This window comes from uncultured Eubacterium sp. (genome assembly GCF_945980375.1).
GTDB lineage: Bacteria > Bacillota > Clostridia > Oscillospirales > Acutalibacteraceae > Eubacterium_R.
On record NZ_CAMFQO010000034.1, the window covers coordinates 1 to 14,447 of the forward strand.

At 41.4% G+C, this 14,447-nt stretch carries 10 protein-coding genes; 8 read left to right on the forward strand and 2 right to left on the reverse strand.

Annotation, left to right across the window (positions count from 1 at the left end; genetic code table 11):
- Positions 1–285 precede the first annotated feature (285 nt).
- Positions 286–1,818: an MFS transporter gene (locus tag Q0P34_RS07705; RefSeq protein ID WP_294955129.1), complete on the reverse strand. Its 1,533-nt coding sequence runs from the start codon at positions 1,816–1,818 to the stop codon at positions 286–288.
- A gap of 189 nt (positions 1,819–2,007) precedes the next feature.
- Here Q0P34_RS07705 and Q0P34_RS07710 point away from each other — a divergent pair, with 189 nt between their 5' ends.
- The 8 genes from Q0P34_RS07710 to Q0P34_RS07745 all read left to right on the forward strand — a co-directional run bounded on the left by Q0P34_RS07710 (position 2,008) and on the right by Q0P34_RS07745 (position 13,284).
- Positions 2,008–2,928 carry a hypothetical protein gene (locus Q0P34_RS07710; protein WP_294955131.1) on the forward strand — a complete coding sequence of 307 codons (921 nt, stop codon included), beginning with the start codon at positions 2,008–2,010 and terminating at the stop codon, positions 2,926–2,928.
- A 35-nt stretch (positions 2,929–2,963) separates the two neighbouring features.
- Entirely contained in the window at positions 2,964–3,587 is a 624-nt protein-coding gene (locus Q0P34_RS07715; RefSeq protein ID WP_294955133.1) for a hypothetical protein, read from the forward strand.
- A 75-nt stretch (positions 3,588–3,662) separates the two neighbouring features.
- A complete protein-coding gene (locus tag Q0P34_RS07720; protein ID WP_294955135.1) occupies positions 3,663–5,735 on the forward strand; it encodes an NAD(P)/FAD-dependent oxidoreductase in 2,073 nt (690 codons plus the stop codon).
- 22 nt (positions 5,736–5,757) lie between these two features.
- Positions 5,758–8,913, forward strand: coding sequence for a glycoside hydrolase family 2 TIM barrel-domain containing protein (locus Q0P34_RS07725; protein WP_294955137.1), 3,156 nt, complete (start codon positions 5,758–5,760; stop codon positions 8,911–8,913).
- Between the two features lie 15 nt (positions 8,914–8,928).
- Positions 8,929–10,989 (forward strand): ComEC/Rec2 family competence protein, encoded by a 2,061-nt coding sequence (locus tag Q0P34_RS07730; protein ID WP_294955139.1) that lies wholly within the window; start codon positions 8,929–8,931, stop codon positions 10,987–10,989.
- Entirely contained in the window at positions 10,977–12,014 is a 1,038-nt protein-coding gene (holA, locus tag Q0P34_RS07735; RefSeq protein ID WP_294955141.1) for a DNA polymerase III subunit delta, read from the forward strand. Before Q0P34_RS07730 ends, holA begins: the two co-directional genes overlap by 13 nt.
- Positions 12,014–12,604 carry a DUF4093 domain-containing protein gene (locus tag Q0P34_RS07740; RefSeq protein ID WP_294955143.1) on the forward strand — a complete coding sequence of 197 codons (591 nt, stop codon included), beginning with the start codon at positions 12,014–12,016 and terminating at the stop codon, positions 12,602–12,604. The genes holA and Q0P34_RS07740 overlap by 1 nt, the downstream gene beginning before the upstream one ends.
- 17 nt (positions 12,605–12,621) lie before the next feature.
- On the forward strand, positions 12,622–13,284 hold the full coding sequence (locus tag Q0P34_RS07745; protein ID WP_294955145.1) for a flavodoxin: 663 nt from the start codon (positions 12,622–12,624) through the stop codon (positions 13,282–13,284).
- Positions 13,285–13,328: 44 nt separating this feature from the next.
- Here Q0P34_RS07745 and Q0P34_RS07750 read toward each other — a convergent pair whose 3' ends face one another.
- Complete coding sequence (locus tag Q0P34_RS07750) at positions 13,329–14,384, reverse strand: nucleotidyltransferase family protein (RefSeq protein ID WP_294955147.1); 1,056 nt, start codon at positions 14,382–14,384, stop codon at positions 13,329–13,331.
- Between the last annotated feature and the right edge of the window lie 63 nt (positions 14,385–14,447).

A 14,447-nucleotide genomic window follows, 5' to 3' on the forward strand; every position in this document is an offset into this window, starting at 1 on the left:
AAGAAAATATATTTGGCGCCCCTTTTATGCAATAAAGGGGAGCTGTCACCGCAGGTGACTGAGGGGATAAAAAAACAGATTGAACATCGAGTTCAATCTGTTTTTGGCGTTTTTCGCCTTTTGCTCGGTCGAGGTACCCTCGTACATCTTCCCTCGCAAAATGCGAAATTCAGCTCCATTTCTCAACAGTCTATCAGCGTGTCGAAATTTATAATTTGACTTTTTCGACACGCTGAAAAAACGCTGTAAGCATCTGCTTACAGCGTTTTTTTTTGTATGTATATTTTATTCGTTGTTTGATGAAGCAGCTGCGTTGAGAGCCTCTTGCTCTGCAATTCTTTCGGCACGCTTGTCTGCGAGCTCAACGATCATTTGCTGTTGAAGCTTGCCGTGAATAGGATAAAGGATGAATGACACACCGTAAAGTCCTCTTGCAAGTGCGGGAAGAATACAGAAGATTGCCCAAATACCGTTAAGCATTTTCGGATCTGTCTGCGGAATAGCGTTGCCGACCGAGTCAGTAAGAGGAATGTAGTTAATCCATGTAAGCACCATACCCGAAAGCCAGCCTGTAACTGATGTGGCAAGCTTTCCGAAGTAGCCTTGAACTGTTGTAACAAGTGCTTCATTTCTGAGGCCGTGCTTCCATTCCATATAGTCAAGAGCCTCAGCTGTAACGATTTGACCCGATACATTAAGGATTTTGTTTGGAAGTCCGCAGATTGTAAGGCCGAAGATTACCCAGATAAGATTTAGTATTCTGTGATCGCTGAAGGTTTGTCCAAATGGGTGATAGCCGACAAAGAACAATGTCATATATGCAAAGAAACCGAACAGACCTGCAATGATTGATGTTGCACGTGCGCCCCATTTTTTAACCATCTTTGCAGCGATAGGAACCATTATGTAGTTAGGAATACCTGTGAACAAGCCACAGATTGTTGCGTTCATAAGTGAGCCTGTGTTGTTGAGCCAGAAATAAGATTCCGACGAACCGCCGACAGACTTAAACGAGTTAAAGAAGTTTGCAAGGATAACTGCAATAAGCGGTCGGTTTGTAATGATGTTTTTGAGCGATTCAAGAACAGATGTTTCCTTCATTTCCTCACGGCTCATCAAAGGAACACGTTCACGCATATTAAAGCAACCGAAGATTGCAAAGAATGCCGAAAGAATAAGCATAAACCTTGCAAATCCGCTGTAAACATCTTGCATTGAGATGTTGCTGCTGATTTTTGGTAACAGTGTTACAAGCACAGGCACAAGTGATGGAATCCATGTACCGAAAAGCTCAAAAAACTTTGTGATTGTGATAAGGTTGTTACGCTCATCGGTGTTAGGGGTGATGTTGTAAATCATAAGACCCCAAGCGCCAAAGTAGCTCATACCCAGACCGTAAATTACTATTGCTATTGCAGCCCAAGCGATTTTACCCTTGAAGCTAAAGTCAGGAGCCGTAAACATCATATATCCGCCCAATACCCATAGCGGAAGCGGTATGATAAAGAACGGCCTGATTCGTCCCCAACGTGTTCTTGTTCTGTCTATGATAAGGCCCGAGATTGTGTCATCAATTGCATCATATATTGATGCAAACAGGTTGATGTTTGCGTAAGCGGTTGTGTTAAGCTTAAGGAACTGAATCATAAAGAATTCCTTAAAGGCATCAACAAACTGGCTAAGGTTTTTTTGGCCGAAGTTAACAAGCACGTACGCTGCAATTTCCTTTGGTGTAAGGTAACGCTTTTTGGTGTAGGCAAGCTTGTCAAGCTCTTCCTGGCTCATTGTGATTTCATCAATGGATACTGACTCTGCCAAACTATTCCCTCATTTCATAGATAAAGTATATAGGTAAATATTATCACAGATAAAAGTTAAATTCAACTGTTTTTTCATTTATTTATAATTCACATATAAATAATAAATATTTACTTATTTTATGTTGACATTCAACACAAAAAAATATATTATAGTAAGGAATATGAATGAATGGTAAGAGGTGCAAATATGGCAAGTTCATGTCCTAATTGTGGAAAAAAACTGCATTGGTATGATGTAAAGGCTGAATGTTCAAATTGCGGCATCAGCATCCCCAATTTTAATTGGGAGGAAAGACTTGAGGCTGATAACGAATTGGCAGAACGCAAGTTTGCTTCGTTTTACAGAGGCCTTAACAGATTGGCGTATTCAATTTGGGGCACAAAGCTTAGAATAGCAAGAATTGTTCTTTCGGTTCTTCCTGTAATCGGATTTATTCTTCCTTGGGCAACCCTAAAGAGCGATGCCGAAAGCGTTGGACTTGATTTGTTCGGTATGACCTGCAGTAAATCATTAATAGATTTGTTCGGTGATTTCTTTGGAAACACAAGCCTTTACATAACAAATATGGGCTATGAGGGCTTTTCGGGTACATTGAGCTTTACGATGTATGCAGTTCTTTGTATGGTACTGTCGTTGCTTTTTGCGGTTATTGCATTTTTTCTGATACTTATACTTGCAAAGCATTCCAAAACAAAAGCCATTACAGTGTTTGAGTGCCTGAGTGTTGCTTCGGCTGTCGCAAGTGCTGTTTGCTTTACACTCGGCGTAAATGGAGCACCTGACGAGCTTGGTATAAATTTCGGCAGCTTCCCTGTATACAACGCAACCGGCGGTGTTGCTTGGGGCTTCTATGTTGCACTTGCACTTCTCTTGGTGGCAGTCGGTATTAATGCCGCTGTTGCAAAGGCTCCTGCAAAGAGCGATGATGTTCTCGAGGCTGAACGTCTTGAACGTAAGGCTGTCAAGGAAAAGAAGGAGCAGGAGGAGGCTCTTCGCAAGGAAATTGAGCGAGAGGAAGCAGAAAAGAGAGAAAAGGAAGAGCAGGCAAGAATTGTTGAAGAAGCAAAGGCGAAGCTTGCTGCAAGAGAAGCAAAAAAGAAAAAATAATTTTCTTCAAAAATATTTTCAAGAGGTACAGTTTAATGGAAAACAAAGAAAAGAAACAACACAAGCTTATTCCGGGCTCAAAGGTTCGTGTGTCAACAGTAGCAATTATTTCTGTTGTGCTTGCAGTTCTGCTTGCAATTTCGTCATTCGGTCTTGCGGTATTCAGTGCAGATGTGTTTGAGGAAAAGGAGGGCTACACTAACGTATTCAAATGGCAGTCAAAGATTTATACAAAGGCTGTTGTAGCAGTTATGCCAAAAAAAATAACAGGCAATGATGCAGGTAGGTTAATTGATTTTTATATCGAGGAAAACGACGACTTTGATATTAACAAGGATGAGCCTATTCAGCAATTCCGTGTTTACTATTACAAAGACGGTAAAAAGCTTGTTGCCAAGAACGGCGTTTATGTAGGAGAGATAAATACAATGTATCCGCTTGTCGGATTCTTTATACAGGGAAAGGATAATCTAAAGGCATTAAAGGGAGTGTGTATAACCCTTGTCGCTGTTGTGTTCCTTGCAATTTTGGCATTGATAATTTGGTTGATTTACCTTGTTGTCAGCATTAAGCAAAGCAGAAAATACAGCGCAAGCTATCAGGAGCAACTTGCCGAAAAGAAGGCTGAGAAGGCTCGCAGGAAGCAAGAAAAAGAATAACTTATCAGAATACAGTAAAAACGGTGAGGCTTGCCGGTGTTGGCAGGCCTTATTTTAGAATAAAAGGGTTTTTGTATGAAATATGATATGCTTTTTTCACCTATGAAAATAGGTAAGGTAGAAATTAAAAACAGAGTTGTAATGGCTCCTATGTGTATGGGCTTCGGTCAGTTTGACGGCAGAGTTACTCCTGTAATGATGGACCATTACGTAGAGCGTGCAAAGGGCGGAGTAGGTCTTATTATTACGGAAATTACCCGTATTAACGACATTACGGGCGCGGCATCATTCGGACAAATGGGCATTACTCACGATTATCAAATTCCTCCTCTTAAGGAAATGGCCGACCGTATCCATTCATACGGTTCAAAAATTTTTGTTGAGCTTCATCATCCGGGTAGGCAAAATCTCGGCTTGATGATGGGTACCGTTCCGCTTTCCGTTGCCTGTGACAAAATTATGGGCAAGGCATACGCAAAGCTCTTAACAGGTGCTGTTATCCCTCCGGGAAAAAAGCTTCAGGACAAGGATATTGTTCCGCGTACTGTTGCTCCTTCAAAATGTGAAAAGTCAAAGATGGCTGAAAGCGTAAACAGAGGTTTAACAAAAACAGGAATCAAAAAGCTTGTTCGTCAGTTTGTCGAGGGTGCGGTTAGGGTGCAAAAGGCAGGCTGTGACGGTGTGGAGCTTCATGCTGCACACGGTTATCTTATTCAACAATTCTTATCCCCAAACACTAACAGAAGAAATGATGAATACGGTGGCTCGCTTGAAAACAGAATGAGATTTTTGAACGAGATTATTGACGGAATAAGAGAAAAATGCGGTGCGGATTTTCCTATCGTTGTACGCTTGTCTGTTGACGAAATGTATGCAAAGATCGGTCAGCCGGGTAAGGGCTATGATTTGCAGGAGGGCCTTAAAATTGCAAAGGCTCTTAACGATAAGGGTATTGACGCTATCGACGTTTCCTCTGCTGCATATGACACCTTTAACTATTGGCTTGAGCCTACTACATTCCCTGTGGGATGGAGAAAGTATTTGGCCGAGGAGGTCAAAAAGGTTGTAGATATTCCTGTTATTGCCGCAAACCTCATTCGCTCTCCTCAGCAGGCAGAGCAGCAGCTTCAGGACGGTATTCAGGATTTTATCTCCTTGGGCAGACCGCTTCTTGCAGATCCTCATTGGGTACAAAAGGTGCAGGACGGTAAGGAGGAGCTTGTAAAGAGATGTATCTGTTGCCTTTATTGCTTTGAGAGTATGGAAACCAACGCATATAACTATACTCACGGCAGGTGCTCCGTTAATCCGTTTATCGGCAGAGATAGTATAGAATTAAATAATAACGGCAACGGCAGAGGTGTTGCAGTTGTCGGCTCGGGTGTTGCCGGCTTAACCGCCGCAGAGCTTTTGTCAAAGCGTGGCTTTAAGGTTACTGTAATTGAAAAGGCGTCACAGCCGGGTGGACAGATTAACCTTGCAGATAAGCCGCCGCATAAGGAAAAGCTTCATTGGTGTGTTGATGATTTGTATGCAAATGCTGTTGCAAACGGCGTTGAATTTAAGTTTGACACCGTTGCAACCAAGGAGGTTATTGATGAACTAAAACCTGAATTTGTTATCATTGCAACAGGCGCAAATGCAGTATTTCCAAAGGCATTTGCAGGCGATAATGTTTGCACGGTTACAGATATTCTTAACGGTAGCATTAAGCTTGAAAATAAAAAGGTTGCCGTTATCGGCTCCGGTATGACGGGACTTGAAACATCGGAGCTTTTGTGCGAAATGGGCAATAAGGTTACTATTCTTGAAATGGCAGATTCTATTGCACCGGGTGCCTATTTTCAGCATCTTGATGACGCAATGCCAAAGCTCAAGGAGGCAGGCACGGTGTTTATGCCGTCTACAAAGCTTCTTGAGATTAATGCCGACGGTATAGTTGCCGAAAGTACAAAAAATTCTGACAGAATCAAAATTGATGTTGATTTTGTTGTTTTGTCAATGGGCTGTCGTCCTGATAATGCACTTTATGAGGAAATTAAGGACAGTAAGGATTATAAGGTGTTCAACATCGGTGACAGTGTAAAGGTTGGCAGAATTTCCAATGCTACCGAATCGGCTTATCAGGCAGTAATGTCTATTGATTGATTTACATTAAAAAGGGGTATTTATGGGAAAGAAATATATTTGGGAAGATCCTAAAACAGTATACATAAACAAGGAAAAGGGCCATGCTATTGCTATGCCGTACGATAGTGTTGACGACGCTTTGTCGGAAAACGAATCAAAGTACAAGCAAACACTAAACGGCAAGTGGAAGTTCTATTGGCAAAGAGGACTTGATAATCAGCCTGATGGCTTTGAACAGCCAAGCTATGACGTTTCGGCTTGGGACGAAATTAATGTGCCGTCAGTGTGGCAGTGCGAGGGATACAGTGTGCCATATTACTATGCAAGCACATTCCCGAGAGCATTCAGCAGGTCAAGGTCCCGTATTCCGTCTATTGACCATACCATGCAGGAAATCGGCTTTTATCGCAGAAGCTTTACAGTAAGCAAGGATTGGGCCGGCAGAGATGTATTCCTGCATTTCGGTGCGTGCAAGGCGGCTCTTGAGGTGTGGGTAAACGGTGAGTATGTCGGTTATTCAACAGGCTCAATGACTCCTCACGAATTTGAAATTACCAAATATCTTAAGGACGGCGAAAATACCGTTGCGGCAAAGGTATACCGTTATGCGGCATCAACATATCTTGAGGATCAGGATATGTGGTGGCTTTGCGGTATTTACCGCGAGGTATATCTTTTTGCAGAGCCAAAGGTTAGGTTGTTCGATTTTTATGTAAAAACCGACCTTGATGCAGAGTATAAAAATTCAACCCTTTCTATTGACTATTACATCAACAATCATTCGGATAACGATATGTCCGTTACAGTTAAGTCGTACCTTATCACCGATACGGATAAACAAATTGAGCTTGATGATGCTCAGGCAAATGTAGGTGCAAATACCGAGTCTGTGCTCAGTATTCAAAACGAAATCAAAAATCCTAAAAAGTGGTCCGCAGAAGCTCCGAATCTTTACAGGCTCGTTATGCAGGTGCTTGATGAAAAGGGCAATGTTATATCCGTTAAAACCTACGAAATAGGCTTTAAGAAGGTAGAAATTGTTGGTGAAAAGATTTTGTTCAACGGTATGCCTTTGATGATTCGCGGCGTAAACCGTCACGATTTTGATATGGATAACGGTTGGAACGTTCCAAAGGAAAGATATACACAGGACCTTGATTTGATGAAAATGGCAAACATCAATGCCATCAGAACATCACACTATCCCGACGATCCGTATTTTTATGAGCTTTGCAACAGATATGGCTTTTATGTTATGGACGAATGTGATTTGGAATCTCACGGTGTTCGCCGTAAGGGTGTACCTGGCTCAAATCCTTTGTGGACAGACCTTGCTGTTGATAAAATGGAAAGAATGGTTCTTCGCGACAGAAATAATCCCTGTATCTTTATGTGGTCACTCGGCAACGAAGCAGGCGACGGCGACAACTTTATGAAGATGAAGCAGGCTGCTCTTGCACTTGACGATACAAGACAGTTTCACTATGAGGGTGATTTTGACCTTACAAAGAGTGATGTTATTTCGCGTATGTATCCTGTTGAGGATGTTATGCGTAAATTAGGCGAGAAGGAGCCTATTACCATTTCTCTTTATGACAACATTGCAAATCAGCTTGCGGCTGATTCAAAGCCTATTACGGCCGAAATGTATAATAAACCGGTAATACTTTGCGAATATGCTCACAGTATGGAAAATTCTCTTGGTAATTTCCAAGAGTATATGGATGATTTTGAAAAGTACGACAATATGTGCGGTGGTTTTATCTGGGATTGGGTAGACCAAACGCTTCATGTTGTTGATGAAAACGGCAAGGACAATTACCTTTATGGTACGGATTTTGAAAAGGATGAGCCACGCCATTGGTACAGCGGAATAAATACAACTGCTATGACAGGCTCAAACACATATTTCTGTGCAAACGGTGTTATTTCGGCAACGCGTGAGCCACACCCGCAGTATTTCGAGGTTGCTCACGTTTATCAGCCTATTGTAACAACTGCATATGATTTAACAAAGGGTAGATTTAACGTTCGCTCACGTTTCCTTTTCACCGATGTTTCTGCATACAAGTGCAGATGGAAAATCGAATGTGAGGGCGAGGAAATTCAGTCGGGTGAAATGGAAAAATTTTCCGTTGCTCCTTTGCAGGAAAATTTTATTGACATTCCGTATGATTACAGCTCATTGCCTGATGACAAGGAATGTGTGCTCACAATTTCGTTCCACTCAAAGAAAAAATCGTTGGGTATAAAGAGCAATGCGGAAATTGCATTTGACCAATTTGTTCTTAACACTCCAAGTAAGCCTGTTGCTCCAAAGGCAGAGGCTTCGGCAACATTTACAAAGAAGGGTAATACCGTAAATGTTAACGGCAACGGATACAGCGTTGTTGTTGAAAACGGTGCCGTAACGTCATACGTTGCAGACGGCAAAGAGCTTTTGACCGCTCCTATGGCTCCAAACTACTTTAGGGCTCTCACCGATAATGATATTGATTTTCTTAACTTTGTTTCACCGTTTGCCTTTGTTCATCCTTATTATAAATGGAAGCACGCAACAAAGGCTGTTAAGGCACTCAAAACATCTGTTGAGGAAAAGAACGGTACGGTAAAAATTAAGGTTGCTCTTGATGTTCCGTTTATGAAAAATGTGTATGCGTCCTACACCGTATATCCTGACGGAAGACTTGCCGTATATCACAGTGCAACACCAAAGGCTGCTCTGCTTCGCTTTGGCTTCCAATGGAACGTGGATAAATCGCTTACGCAAATTTCGTGGTACGGTAGGGGTGAGGCTCCGTCATATCCCGACAGAAAGACAGGCTATAAGATCGGCAAATACTCTATGCCTATTGATAAATTTGAGTACACTTATATGCGTCCGCAGGAATCGTCAACCCGTGCAGATGTAAGATACTTTACCCTTACGGACAAAAAGGGTAACGGTATCAAGGTAACTGCTTATTACGATAAACCTGTAATGTTCTGTGCTTTGCCGTACACACCGTTTATGCTTGATAAGTACGAGCATGTTACCGATATTGACAGAAGCAATGACATTACCGTTAATGTTGACAGCTCGCAGTACGGTGTCGGAGGTGACCTTCCGGGTCAGGCATTTGTTCGTGACAAGTATCAGGTTAAGGCAGGGGAAAAGCAGGAGCTTTCATTCCTTGTTGAGCCGTTCAAAAAGTAATTCGTTTTTTTAGCTATGAAAAGAGTATTCACCTGTGTTGGCTTTTCAATGGCAGTTGCACTTTTTGTGCTGTGCTTTATAAAGCCTGAATACATCTTAATATTAACTGTGGGGCTTGCGGTGCTTTTTGCCGTAAGCCTTGCTCTTCCAAAATTCAGACAGGCTGTTGTCCTGCCGCTTTCGTTGGCGTCGGCGGTTACAGCCTGTCTTTTGTATGTTGGGTTTATAACCCTTTATGTTCAGCCTGTTCAGGCGCTTGACGCAACAACGGCAGATTGTACCTTTTATGCAACCGATATAGGAGCAGTTACCTCAAACAGCAAAGGCTATTGCGTAAAGGTAACACATATTAACGGTGAAAAAACAAATTTCAAAGCTTACATTTATACAGACAGCAGGTCAAATCTGCGTCCGTATAAGGAGTATAACGGTATGATGAGATTTTTTAAGATTGCCGATGATCCGATGTTAAGCTACGGAAAATTTGCCGACAAAATTTATATTGCTGCTTACTGTAAACTCACGGGAGAAAACGGCAAAATAATCAATTCACCGTATAGGTATATTGTCGATTTAAGGCAGAGCATACGAAATAAGCTTTTGTACATTATGTCGGATGACGCAGGTGCACTGTCCGTTGCTCTTGTTACGGGAGATAAGTCGTTTTTGGACAAAAGGATAAAACGGTCATTTACCTATTCGGGTATGTCGCATATTATGGCTGTTTCGGGCTTGCATTTGGCAGTGGTTGTCGGTAGCCTGCTGTATGCTCTGAAAAAGCTTACGCTAAAACCTTGGATTACAAATTCCGTATGTATTGCGGCAACGCTTGTGTATATGGCTCTTGCAGGCTTTTCAGGCTCAGTAACACGTGCAGGTATAATGATGATTGTAATGCTGCTTGCAGGTATGTTTTCTATGAGAGGGGATACTTTGAATTCCTTGGGTATCGCGGTGACTGCAATGTGTGTTTCAAATCCTCTTTGCGTTACCGATATAGGTACAGTCTTGAGTGTTCTTGCAGTCTTGTCGCTTGTAACATTTTATCCTCATTTTTCCAAAAGAATGTTTATTAAGCCTGATGATCCGCTTTCGCTTAAGCCAAAGGATAAGCTTTATGCCTGCATAAAAAAGCTTGTCGGCTCGGTATTTGTATCTGTCTGCGTTGTTGTTTACACATTGCCGATTATGTATCTTTTCTTCGGCTATACAAGTGTTGTCGGGCCGGTTGCAAACATTATAGCCGTCCCACTCGGAAGCATCTGTGTGGTTGCCTCGCTTACGGTATACCTTGTATCTCTTTTAGGTATAACACCGATAACTGCCGTTGCGGTGCTTGTGTGTGAATTTTTTGATACATTACTCATTAAAGTATGCACCTTTTTTGCTCAAGCCGGAAATGTCGTTTTGGGGCTTGATTATAGGTTTGGCGTGTTGATAGCAGTTGCTTTGCTTGTGATTGCCGTTGGATTTGCTGTGGGCAAAAACAAATCGGTTAGACTTGCTTTAGCAAGTGCAGGCATTGTCTGTGCGGTGTGCTTTTCCGTTTTGCTTTTTAACGGTAGGTCAGATGTCGTGATGCGCGTTTTTCCCGATGGAGCGATTGTGTGCACGTATGACAGTAAAACCGTGGTTTGCGGTGTCAATACCAAAGGTGATTATTACAAGGTAAAAAGCTATTTGCAGTCAAATATGCTGTATGTTGATTTCCTTGTGGTTGATAATTCATCATCCTACTGCGCAATGCTCAGTAACGATGTGGCTGTTAACACCTTGCTTTGTGATGAATTTGATGATACAATACTTTCATCGGCTGATTGTCAAAGGCTTGAGGTTAAAAGCGTGTATAATGTTTTGCTTGATGATGATTACAATCTTTGCTATAATCAAGGAGGCGTAACCTTGTATATCAAGGATTTTTCAATAAGCACATATCAAAATGCGGATTTTACAGTTAATTCCAAAAGCATTACCGACGGCACCGGCTGTATTAAGCTTAAAAACGGTACGGTTGATTACAGAATCAGCAGTAGAGATTCATATAAGGCAAGGAGGTTAAATCAATGGCAAAAGTAGGAGAAGCCGAACTCAAAAATCAAATAAAGAACAATGACTTTTCCAATGTCTATATGATTTACGGTGAGGAAGCCTACCTTAAAGATTTTTACGTAGCAAAGCTTAAAAACAGGCTTGTCGAGCCTGCATTTGCCGATTTCAATTATCATCAGTACGACGGAAAAAAGGTGTCATTGTCTGAAATTCTTAATGATGCGGATATGATGCCTATGATGGCACAGTATTCATTTTTGCTTGTAAATGATTATCCGCTTGATAAAAGCAAGGATGATGTTGAAAGGCTTAAGGCTTATTTTGAGGATATAAATCCAAATGCAGTGCTGGTTTTTCTTTATACCTCTGTTGAGGTTGACACAAAGAAAAACAGTAAATGGAAAACGGTAGAAGGCTTGTTTGCAAAGGCAGGTACTGTTGTTAACCTTGAAAGGCGTACGGACGGCGAGCTGGCAAAGCTTATTGTTGCCTCTGCAAAAAAGCGAGGCTGCACTATTGACTTGGCAAATGCAAAATATATGGTAACTGTTGTCGGCAACGATATAACAACTGTTTTCAACGAGCTTGAAAAGCTGTGCGCATTTGTGGGCGAGGGCGAAATCACACGCAAAATCATTGATGATTTGGCTGTTAAATGCCTTCAGGCAAGGGTTTACGATTTGTCAAAGTTTATTCTTGCAGGTAACAGCGACGGTGCGTATGAGGTGCTTCGTGTTCTGTTTGCACAAAAGGAGGAGCCTATTTCCATTTTGGCTGTAATATCCTCGTGCTATATTGATATGTACAGAGTAAAGTGTGCAAAGGCATCCGGCGAGGGTGAGGGATCAATATCAAGCACGTTTAACTATAAGGGCAGGGAATGGCTTATCAAAAACGCTGTTCGAGACAGTAAAAATTTAAGCCTTGAAAATTTGAGAGATGCTATTGATGTTCTTGCAAAAACCGATGAGCTTTTCAAATCAACATCAATAGACAAAAACCTGCTTCTTGAGGAAACCGTTGTTAAGCTTTTGATGTTGAGGAACGGCTGATGGAGAAAAAAATTAAGCTTTCTCAAGCAGTAATAGTTGAGGGGAAATACGATAAAATCAAGCTTTCAAATATTTTGGATGCTTTCATAATAGAAACTAACGGCTTTGGAATTTTTAAGGATAAGGAAAAACTGTCGTTTATAAAAAGGCTTGCAAGCGAGCGTGGTATAATTATACTTACCGACTCCGACCACGCAGGCTTTATGATACGTAATTATATCTCGTCAGGTGTACCTAAGGAGCAAATAATTAACGTTTATATCCCCGACATTTTCGGAAAGGAAAAACGAAAAACCGAGCCGTCAAAAGAGGGCAAGCTCGGTGTTGAGGGAATGAGCAGTCAGGTGATATTACGGGCTCTTGACAGGGCAGGAGTAACCTCTGCCAAAATCCTGTGTGAAAATCCTGTAACTACCGTTGATTTTTATGATTTGGGGCTTACCGGAGGGGTTGGCTCGAAGGCAAAAAGAAAAGCACTTTGCAGTGCTCTTGATTTGCCCGAATTTCTGTCGGTCGGCTCGCTTATATCCTGCATTAATAATGCTATGACAAAAGAAGATTTTTATATTCTTTGCAACAATATTTTGTAATGATATGGAGATGCAATATGAAAAAATGCCTATCCCTGCTTTTGTGCGTTGCCCTGCTTGTGTGCTTTTCTGCATGCACAAGGTCGCAGCAGGAAGAAAAAAGCAACAAAACCAATACGCAAATAGTAACCGACACTGACGGAAATGCCGTATCTCAAAGCGATAATTCATCTGTTGACGTTACCCTGCCTGACGGCACAATAACAAATGCCGTTACATCCGATATTCTTATTTGTTATTTTTCCTGCACGGGCAATACCGCCCAGATAGCATCGTATATCAGCAAAGCTAACGGAGGAGATTTGTTTGAGATTGTCCCAAAGCAACCCTATTCAATGAAGGATTTGGATTATAAAAGTAAAGCTTCAAGAAGCTTTGATGAGTATAATAATCCGAAAGCAAGACCGGAGATTTCGTCACGGGTCTCCTCGTGGTCAACGTATAAAACGGTGTATTTAGGCTATCCTATTTGGTATGGCGACGCACCGAAAATTATTTATACGTTCCTTGATGAATACGATTGCTCGGGCAAAACCGTAATTCCTTTTTGTACATCTTCAAGCACCCCAATCAGTGAAAGTGAAAGTAATCTTAAAAGGTATTCTCCAAAGGCAAAATGGCAAAAGGGAATACGCTTTGACAACGCATCTACCGAGGACGATGTTAAAAAAATATTGTAATAAAAGCGGGACTGTCTCACAATATGAGGCAATCCCGCTTGTTTTTATAATATTTCAATTTTTGATTTTTGCTCCTCGCCGCACGGCTTTATTTGTGCAAATCCCAAATTGTATATGTCCGTAAACCTACACTCCAAATCAAAAAGCTCCTTGATTTCGGGCGAGTCGATGTTGCCGTATTTTGTAATGATAGGCATCTCGGCTGTTTTTTTCATTTTAGCAAGCAGTTCTCTGCCTTTATCGTTAAATGCTAAAATATGCAGGTATTTAGGCTCCTTGGGCATATCCTTTGTTATACCTAAAAAAGCTCTCAACGCAATTCTTCTTATGCGGGAATGAGTGTATCTTTTTGTTTTTATCATATCATAAAGCTCATCAAGGCTTGTTGCCTGATTAATGCAGGATACAATTCTGTTTTCGAGTCCCTCGCTGACATCTTCGACTTGTAAAAAATCCTCTGCACTCATTGTTCGAAGCCTGTACAGTATTGCACGCTCGCAGTTTCTCATTGTGCAGATTTCGTCTTGGCTCAGGTGCTTTCTTATTTCACTTGCCGAATATTCACTGTCATCGGTGTCGTGCCCCTTGCCTATGCGCTTTATTGCCAACGCCTTTAGCTTTGTGTAGGTTAGGTATTCTATTGCAAGTATGTTATTCGGTGTGTCAAGCAAGGGAGAGCCTATTACGTTTTTGCGTGCAACGGGATATGATACTCCCTTGGCAAGCTCTTCTTTTATTTGAGCGTCCTTTTCTTTTATTTCCTCGGCAATATTTTTCAATGCATCCACATCGTCACATTCTGCTCCAAAGGCAAGGCAATCGCAAATGCCCGTTGCTTCAAGTATTTTTACACCTGCCATAGCATAGCCCTGTGCCGATTGAATTGTCGAAAGTGCAGGAATTTCTATAACCAAGTCCGCACCGTTTTTTACAGCCTCTCTTGCTCTTGTAAATTTGTCATAAACAGCAAATTCTCCTCGCTGAACAAAGCTTCCGCTCATGGCGCAAACTATGGTGTCGTTATCTTTTTTTACACTTTCAAAAAGATATTTGTGACCGCTGTGAATTGGGTTTAATTCACAAACTATACCAAAATTCATATTTTTATCCTTTTTCTCTTGACAATTATAATTTATAATATTATTATTAACTATATACTATAT